At 70.1% G+C, this 5,147-nt stretch carries 6 protein-coding genes and 1 pseudogene; 4 read left to right on the top strand and 3 right to left on the bottom strand.

The window, feature by feature from the left end; all coding sequences use genetic code 11:
* From BGN97_RS09055 to yidC, 3 genes and pseudogenes are all read left to right on the top strand, one after another.
* A pseudogene (locus BGN97_RS09055) lies at positions 1 to 234 on the top strand (hypothetical protein); the annotation flags it as partial.
* A gap of 51 nt (positions 235 to 285) precedes the next feature.
* Positions 286 to 567, top strand: a complete 282-nt coding sequence (locus BGN97_RS09050) for a DUF6412 domain-containing protein (protein ID WP_292700323.1) — start codon at positions 286 to 288, stop codon at positions 565 to 567.
* 77 nt (positions 568 to 644) lie between these two features.
* Positions 645 to 1,382: a membrane protein insertase YidC gene (gene yidC, locus BGN97_RS09045; RefSeq protein ID WP_292700318.1), complete on the top strand. Its 738-nt coding sequence runs from the start codon at positions 645 to 647 to the stop codon at positions 1,380 to 1,382.
* A 31-nt stretch (positions 1,383 to 1,413) separates the two neighbouring features.
* Here yidC and BGN97_RS09040 read toward each other — a convergent pair whose 3' ends face one another.
* A complete protein-coding gene (locus BGN97_RS09040) occupies positions 1,414 to 1,776 on the bottom strand; it encodes a zinc-binding dehydrogenase (RefSeq protein WP_292700315.1) in 363 nt (120 codons plus the stop codon).
* A gap of 233 nt (positions 1,777 to 2,009) precedes the next feature.
* Positions 2,010 to 3,152, bottom strand: a complete 1,143-nt coding sequence (locus tag BGN97_RS09035; protein ID WP_292700312.1) for a histidine kinase — start codon at positions 3,150 to 3,152, stop codon at positions 2,010 to 2,012.
* Positions 3,153 to 3,381: 229 nt separating this feature from the next.
* Here BGN97_RS09035 and BGN97_RS09030 point away from each other — a divergent pair, with 229 nt between their 5' ends.
* Entirely contained in the window at positions 3,382 to 4,038 is a 657-nt protein-coding gene (locus tag BGN97_RS09030) for a response regulator transcription factor (protein ID WP_292700309.1), read from the top strand.
* A gap of 31 nt (positions 4,039 to 4,069) precedes the next feature.
* Here the strand turns inward: BGN97_RS09030 and BGN97_RS09025 are convergent, their stop codons facing one another.
* Positions 4,070 to 4,936: an EamA family transporter gene (locus tag BGN97_RS09025; RefSeq protein WP_292700306.1), complete on the bottom strand. Its 867-nt coding sequence runs from the start codon at positions 4,934 to 4,936 to the stop codon at positions 4,070 to 4,072.
* Between the last annotated feature and the right edge of the window lie 211 nt (positions 4,937 to 5,147).

The raw sequence follows: 5,147 nt of genomic DNA, 5'->3' as shown, positions 1-5,147 counted from the left end.
GGGCGGATGAACGCCGGCAGCCCTGCGGGCGAGCACGGTGAGCGGATCGAGACGCTGCGCACCGGCGCGCAGTTCACCATCGGGGACTGGATGCTGGTGTTCAGCCGTGACGAGTACGCGGACCACGGCCGGCCGTACGGCGGGCGCGAGGGCGGTGAGGGCACGCACCAGAGCAGGCAGCCCGAGCGCCCGGACTACCCGGCTACTGGGGAGATCCCCGTCCGCGATCGCTGAGCGGGGTCTGCCTGCAGGAGCGGCTGGTAGCCTCGGCCTGAGGGAAGGGGGATGACCATGATCCAGACGCTGCTGCAGCTCATGCTGACCGCGTTGCGCGTGGTGCCCCTTCCGGCCGGGACCTCGGCGGGCGGGATGCTGGGCATCGCCGCCGTGCTCATCGCGGTCGCCGTGCTCGCGATCGCCCTGGCCCTGGTCAGGCCCATCTTCGGCATCCACTCCGTGCCGCATCCGAGACGCGCGATCGACGTGTCCGCCCTGCTCGCGCAGAGCGATCCGGATGCCGCGGGGCATCCGCGTCCGCGAGCCCCGGGAGCCGCGCTCGCCGCGTGACCCCGCCGACGCCCTGAGCGCCCGCAGCTGGAGACCGCGGCATCCGCCGACCCTCCCGCGACCACGAACGGACACCCATGGACATCTTCGCCTTCCCGCCCCTCGCCCTCCTCCTGGACGGCGCCTACACCGCGCTGCTCTCCCTCTCGCATCTGCTCGAGCCTGTCGCCGGCGCCGCGGCGGCCGCGCTCGCCGTCGTGCTCGTGACCCTGCTCGTGCGCACCTGCCTGATCCCCGTCGGCGTCTCCCAGGCGAAGGCCGAGCAGATGCGCGCCCGCCTCGCACCGAGGATGCGGGAGCTGCAGCAGAAGCACGGAAAGGACCGCGAGAGCCTGCAGCGCGAGACCATGGCGCTGTACCGCGATGAGAAGGCCTCGCCGTTCGCCGGATGCCTGCCGCTGCTCGTGCAGGCCGCCGTCGTCGGCATCCTGTACACGCTGTTCCTGCGGCCCGAGATCGCCGGGCACGCGAATGCTCTGCTGAGTCACGACCTATTCGGCGCTCCGCTGGGCACCTCGCTGCTGGGCGCGATCGGCACCGGCATCGACGCGGCCACGGCGATCGTCTGGGCGATGGCGCTGCTGATCATCGTGGTCATCGCCGACATCACCCGGCGGGTGTTCCCCGCGCAGGTGCCCGACGAGGGTCCGCTGGCGGTGCCGGGGATGGAGACCACGATGAACGCCCTGCACTACCTGACCGCGGTGTTCGCCGTGTTCGTGCCGCTCGCCGCCGCGCTCTACCTGGTCGTGACGGTCACCTGGACGCTCGTGCAGCGCGCGCTGCTGCGTCGCAGGTACCCGCTACCGGCCTGAGGAGGGCCGGCACGGAGCGGGCCGGCGCGGTTCAGCGGGCGGCGACGGCGATGCGCAGCGGCGCGCCGGGGGCGGATGCCGCGGTGAGCGCGCGGTCGAGCTCGGAGAGCGGATGCACGGCGCTGACCACCTCCGCGAACGGGTGCGCGCGGCCGGGTCCGGCGAGGAACGCGACCGCGTCGGACAGGTCCCGTCCGGTGTAGTTGTGCACCCCCGTCACCGTGACCAGGCGCCGCACGACGGACTCGGCGTCGAGCGGAACGGGATCGGCGGGGAACACCGAGCCCACGAGCACCGCGGTCCCGCCCACGGCAACGCCCTCGATGGCGTCGGTGACGGCATGGCCGGATGCCTCGATCACGATGTCCGGCTCACGATCACCGGCATCCGCCACCGCGCCGACTGCTCACGAAAGCTCCGTTAACCAGATGCGATCGCGAGCGCGTGGTACTGAAGCCTATGAAGATCGCGCTCGCGATCGCGGCGCTGGGGAAGCGCCTTGTTAAGCGCTGGGGACGCTTATCTGGGGAGATCCCAGGATATGACCGCTTCTCGACCGATATATAGGTCCGAACGGCGAGACCAATATGGACTTTCGTCTAGTCCTTGGACGCGGATGCCGCGGCTTCAGGAAAGCGGCATCCGGGTGTGGACCCGCCACAGGCCGTCGGCCACCCCCGCGCTGAACTCGCCGCTCGCGCCGATCACGCGCTCCGCCATGCGGTTCAGGCCGGTGCCGCTGGACGGCAGGTCGCGCCGGGGCGTCGAGGGCAGCGGGCTGAGGATGCTGAGGGTCGCGTGCTCGTCATCGACCTCGATCTCGATCCGCACCTGTCCGGCTCCGGCGTGCTTCAGGATGTTGGTCGCCGACTCCCGGACGATGCGGGCGAACACGATGTCCGCGATTCGGGGGATGCGCTCATCGAGCGGATCGCCGGTGACGACGACGTCATGGCCGGCGGCCTCGATCTCGCCGCGGGCCTCGCTGATCGCCTCGCCCAGGTCACCCGTCTGCATGGCGGTTTCGCGGGGCCCGTCATCGGCGAGCTCGATCACGAACCGGAGATCGGCCATGGCCTTGCGCGCCGCGACGCGGATGGCGTCCTGGGAAGCGGCGCTGACGGTCGGGTCGTCGAGCATCTGCACGTGCAGGGCGACGACGGTGAGGTGATGGGCGATGCTGTCGTGCAGTTCGCCTGCGATCCAGCGCCGCTCGGCGAGGACCGCCTGGCGCTCCTGCTCCTCGCTCTCGGCGAGACGCAGTTCGAGGCTGCGCCCTCGGGTGGACGCGAGACGCAGGGCGTAGCCGACGGCTCCCGCGACGGTCGCCACAACCAGGTAGATGCCGACGTTGACGGGGACGCGATGATCGCCGTAGGCGACCGAGGCGGTGGCCACGAGGAAACCGCCGAGATACGACAGCACGAGCGCCGTCGACCCGAGCCGCATCACCAGACCGGCCGCGATCGCGGCGGCGAACAGTACGGACGAGTCCTTGCCGGCGAAGAAGGAGAGGACGAAGACGCAACCCAGCAGGATGGTCGCGACGGGCGGCCACCAGAGGTAGAGGACGAAGACCGCGGTGGCGGCGACGCTGAACGCGACGCCGACCGGATCCATGCCCGGCGTGAAGATCAGGCCGAGGATGTCGACGCCTGACACCACGATGAGGAACGCGAGCATGACCACGCGCTCGAGGGTGTTCAGGCGTTCACCTCGGCTGAGGTGGAGGATGCGGGGATCATCCCGGGTCGTTCGGACGAACGGCATGGGTCAAGTATCTCCTATCCTCCGAGATACAATCAGCGGATAGCACCGAAGAGGCGGGCGAGCTGCTCCCAGAAGGACATCTGATTCACCTCCAGTTGTAGGTCTTTTGGCCAGGTACCTATTGATCTTCTCGGTGAACGAGCGCGAACACATCGAACCTGCGACCAGACTTGTCTGGACGAAAGTCCATATCACGCTCGGGTCTATCGGCTCCGGTTAGGCTTCCTCCATGTCGGAAATACGCGTCCTGATCGTCGACGACGACCCGCTGGTGCGGTCCGCGCTCTCGCATTTCGTCTCGCGTGGCTCCGATGTCACGGTGATCGGCCAGGCCGAGAGCGGCCGGGAGGCCCTCGAGTTCCTCGCGCACGACCGTCCCGACGTCGTGATGATGGACGTGCAGATGCCCGAGATGAACGGCATCGAGGCTACCGCCGCGATCGCCGAGCGCTGGCCCGAGGTGCGCGTACTGGCCGTCACCACGCTCGACGGCAGCGACACGGTCCTGCCCATGCTGAGCGCAGGGGCATCCGGCTACCTGCTCAAGGACTCCAGCGCCGAGAGCATCCTGGCGGGCGTGCGGGAGGTGCACAGCGGCGCGAGCTCGCTGTCCCCGCGCATCGCCTCACTGCTGGTCAAGCACGTGCGCAGCAAGGAGCCGGCCGCCGGCGCCGGCGAGGCGCTCGAGCCCCTGACCGATCGCGAGTCGGAGGTGCTGGAGCGCCTGGCCCAGGGCATGTCCAACGCCGAGATCGCCCAGTCGCTGATCGTCTCGGAGGGCACGGTAAAGGCCCATCTCGGTCGCATCATGTCGAAGTGGCAGGTGCGCGACCGCGTGCAGATCCTCGTCACCGCCGCCCACGCCGGGCTCGTCGACTTCCGCTGAGGCACCACCGCCGACATCCGGCCGCACGCACTCAGAACGCGAGCAGCACGATCCCCGCGACCACGACGACGGATGCCGCCACCCGCCACGCAGGTCGTGACTCGCGCAGCACGAACGCGCCGAACAGGCTCACCAGCACCACGCTCACCTCGCGCAGCGGGGCGATCAGGGCGACGGGGGCGATCGTGATGGCCTGCAGCACCAGGATGTAGGACAACGGCGAGAGGATGCCGAAGGCCAGGATCCGCCGCCATTCCCGCCTGCCGAGATCGCGTACCGCGCCCCAGCGACCGCGCACGCCGACGCTGTAGAACGGCAGCTGCGCGAGCGTCGTGCCCACCATGAACGCCACCGGCGACAGGCCCCACTCGCGCACCGCGTGCGCATCCCAGATCGTGTAGGTCGCGATCATCACGCCGGTGAGCAGACCGAACAGCACCGCGGGGTCGAGGCCGCGACGCGTTCCGGCGGATGCCGTGCGGCCGACGATGCCGACGGCCACGACGCCCGCGATGACCAGCGCGACACCCACGAGCGCTACCGCCGACGGTCGTTCGCCGAGCAGCAGCATCGCGATGATGACCGACAGGAACGGTCCGCTCCCCCGTGCCGTCGCGTAGACGGTCGACAGGTCGCCGGCCTGATAGCCGCGCTGCAGCACCGACATGTAGAGCACGTGCAGCACGGACGAGACCGCGACACCGAGCGCGAAGCCGGCGAGGTCGTCGGTGCCGAGTCCGCCCGTGAAGGGGACGACCCCGATCCAGACGACCGTGCTGGCGAGGGCTCCCCACCACAGGAACGGCACGCCCGCACGGCTCACGTTGTGCGCGACGACGTTCCAGGCGGCGTGCGCGACGGCGGCGCTGAGCGCCAGGACGATGGCGATGACCGGCATCCGAGACCCTTCTGCCCGTCGCGGGCGCGACGAACGGGTCCTCCTGGCTTTTGTCCGTTCAGATGACGCCCGGCCGACGGCCGCACGTGGCGCCGCTCGGACCAGTCGGACTCCGCTCGAGTGGAGCGGTGCGTCCCGGAACCCTAGGCGCTGTCCCGTCCACCCTAACGCGACCGGCAGGGCCTGCCTGGCCGACCCGGCGCGCCCCGGC

The organism is Microbacterium sp. 69-10, from assembly GCF_001897945.1.
Lineage (GTDB): Bacteria > Actinomycetota > Actinomycetes > Actinomycetales > Microbacteriaceae > Microbacterium.
Note: the sequence above shows the minus strand (reverse complement) of the source record. Positions and strands in the feature narration are given on the sequence as shown.

Coding starts and splice junctions, on each gene's coding strand:
- BGN97_RS09050 (WP_292700323.1), top strand. CDS start 286: ATGACCATGATCCAGACGCTGCTGCAGCTCATGCTGACCGCGTTGCGC.
- yidC (WP_292700318.1), top strand. CDS start 645: ATGGACATCTTCGCCTTCCCGCCCCTCGCCCTCCTCCTGGACGGCGCC.
- BGN97_RS09035 (WP_292700312.1), bottom strand. CDS start 3,152: ATGCCGTTCGTCCGAACGACCCGGGATGATCCCCGCATCCTCCACCTC.
- BGN97_RS09030 (WP_292700309.1), top strand. CDS start 3,382: ATGTCGGAAATACGCGTCCTGATCGTCGACGACGACCCGCTGGTGCGG.
- BGN97_RS09025 (WP_292700306.1), bottom strand. CDS start 4,936: ATGCCGGTCATCGCCATCGTCCTGGCGCTCAGCGCCGCCGTCGCGCAC.